Source organism: bacterium, assembly GCA_040753555.1.
GTDB lineage: Bacteria > UBA9089 > UBA9088 > UBA9088 > UBA9088 > JBFLYE01.
The window spans coordinates 1-2745 of record JBFMDZ010000241.1 but is presented as its reverse complement, the minus strand read 5'-3'; the positions used below and the strand labels follow the sequence as shown (position 1 = coordinate 2745).

At 38.4% G+C, this 2745-nt stretch carries 1 protein-coding gene; it reads right to left on the bottom strand.

From position 1 onward, the window contains the following. A partial coding sequence (locus AB1630_11950) for a triple tyrosine motif-containing protein (GenBank protein ID MEW6104505.1) occupies positions 1-2562 on the bottom strand: 2562 nt, incomplete at its 3' end. Between the last annotated feature and the right edge of the window lie 183 nt (positions 2563-2745).

Sequence of the window (2745 nt, the reverse complement as noted above, 5' to 3'; positions counted from 1 at the left end):
AGTATAGGTAGCCATATAAATCCCTTTACTTGTTTCCAGAAAGGTCAATGTATCCGTAGAGGATGGGGTTGTGATAAGAGCTGAAACAGATGCCCCTGAGATTGAACCCAAATCATCATTGAGGCTCGCTGTAACAACCATAGGTGTCATAGAATCATAGCTTTCTTTGTCCAGATTCAAAGAGAGGGTGAGGTCGGTAACAGCAAGGACATTGAGTAAAACTAGGGTTTTTTCTTTGACATCAACCCCGGCGATAACAACCTGCCACTCACCTTGGGCTGGAGAGTCTATAATGTAAGATTGATAGCTATCAGAAGATGTATAGGTAATGCTTCCATCTTGGCTTGTTTGGTCAATGATTGTTCCATCTGGCTTAATAAGGGCAATCTGAATGTCTTCTGGGAAGTTTATTGACTGAATTCCATAATCCTTTTTCCCTTTCCCTAAGGGAATCCAGTGAGCAATGGTAAATCTAATTTTTTCAATACTGTTATCAACTGAAGTTTTAATAGTATTTACTGTGTTATCGGCAATTTCCCTTATTTCTTCAGTTACAGAGACAGCCTGGGATAATAAAAAAATGCTGTTTAACCACTTCTTTGGATTATCCCATTTATCTCCTTTAGCAACTGGCGAAGATGGGCCATTAGATCCTGTAACTCCTGTTTGGTTTCCCCATTTTAGACCCTTAATCTTTATCCACTCCCAATGTTTTGAGGGTTCATTTATAAGGGGTAATTGGTAAGTATGGGGAATAAAAATAGAGCCATCACCAGAATGCAGGTCATCTCCAAATCCTGGAATGAAAGTTTTACCTGACTCAGGATAACTTGCATGTGAGCCTCTTGCTACATAGACAATAGGATGATTTCCTACCTTATTTATTCCATCCTTTAGCTCCTTCCATTCCAAAACCTTTGCATCATCCCAGTCTTTTTTTTCGTCTAACAAATCATGTCGTGTATAAACAATCCTCGTTGGCTCATCCTTTTCAAGCTCTATTGTTATCATTTCCCAATCCCCTTCATGCTTATTTGCCCAGTCGTTATAAATATAAAAGAACCAGTATTGGAGATAGGTTTTATCGCCATCAGGCTCTATCCTTCCATAGACAAGAGGGGGTTCAGGGAATTTTCCTCTTTGTTTTTCTATATATTCATCGTTTATGTCAATGTATCCATTTTTAATATTTAAAACATCCCCTTCTATTATTACGAGCGTGCTATTAGGACCAACAATCTCCTCTGCCCTTGTAGGAAAATATGTCTCGCCCTTATTAAATGAAAGAATTGGGGCATACTTGGCAAGAAGGTCGTCAATCCTTATGGTTATTGTCTCTTCAAAATGTGCTCCAGTTTTATCTGCAACAACAACCTTTGCTTTGTAAACCCCAGAGTTTGCATAGGTATGTTCAATATTATTGTTTTCAATCCAACCCGAGTAATCCCAATCTCCAAAATCAAAAAGATAGTTTAGGCTATCACCCTCTGCTTCACAATGGAAATTTACTTTATAGGGTGAACTATCAGAATTGTTAGGAGATGCAGTGAAGGATTTTATTTTTAATTCTTGGGCTTCTATCTTTATACAAAATGTATATGAAGCGGGTGTTGGATCTTCATTTCCCTTGCTATCCTTTGCTCTTACAAAAAATGTGTATGTTCCATTGGGAAGATTAGAATAGCTTGTCTGGGTATTTAGGCTATCTTTTGTCCAATAGCCATCATAACCCCCTAGCTTGTAAGAATAAACAAGAATTAGGCTACTTGAGCCAGACCAAGCAAAAAAAGCACTTCTTTGGTTTAAAAGAGCCTCTGTAATAAATGTATCAGGAAAAGATGGGGCTTCTCCTGTAATAACCAGAGTTAAACTTTTTGTTGCGATGTGAGAGCTTGAGTCTACAACAGTAGCCGTAAAGGTAAAAGAACCTGGGGATGTCGGTGTTCCTGTAATTTTTCCAAGCCTTAAGGAAAGGCCAAAGGGAAGGTTTTTTGAAGACCAGAAATATGGAGGTTTTTCACCCGCGCAAGAAAGGGAAAAGGAATAAAATTTATCAACCTCTCCATTTGGCAAAGAGGTTGTGGTAATCTGAAGGTAGGGCCAAATCCGATACACCCCGCTTAACCTCCCTACCCCCAAATCATCCTTGGCAAAGATATAATATTCCACGCCATCATTGGTAACATAATCTGCTGGTATAATAGCCTGATAATTGCTTTCTCCTATATTGGTCATAACAACATTTTGATATAATAGTTGTCCGCATTTTTTATAAGATAATGTTGCACTTGCCAGATAATTTGTATTGTCAGTAATTGTGGCAGTGATTGTGATAGGGACTCCTGGGGTTAAAACAGTAACAGGTATATGAGTAATCTCTGGTGCAACATTAGGCAGAATAGCAAGCTGATAAGGGTTATTAGCAGGATCTACAGGAGGGTCAGAGGCACTACTTTGTCCATCAGTAGCAGTGATGTAATAATCTAATCCAGGCGTATTGACTGCTGTTGATGAAACGGTCCCATAATAAATATCTCCTGTAGAAAGTATCATAGCAGACATTCCGTAGTTTTTCAATCCATTTTTTTAAAAAAACATACCACACCTTCTCCCTCTTTTTACCCAACTTCAACAGAAACTTGGCGAAATTGGTGGTAGCGAAAGTAGAATTTCTTGTATTTATAAGGGATTGAGGGGTATGGGGAGGTAAAAATTACAAAAAAGTGAGTGACAATAAAATGTAAA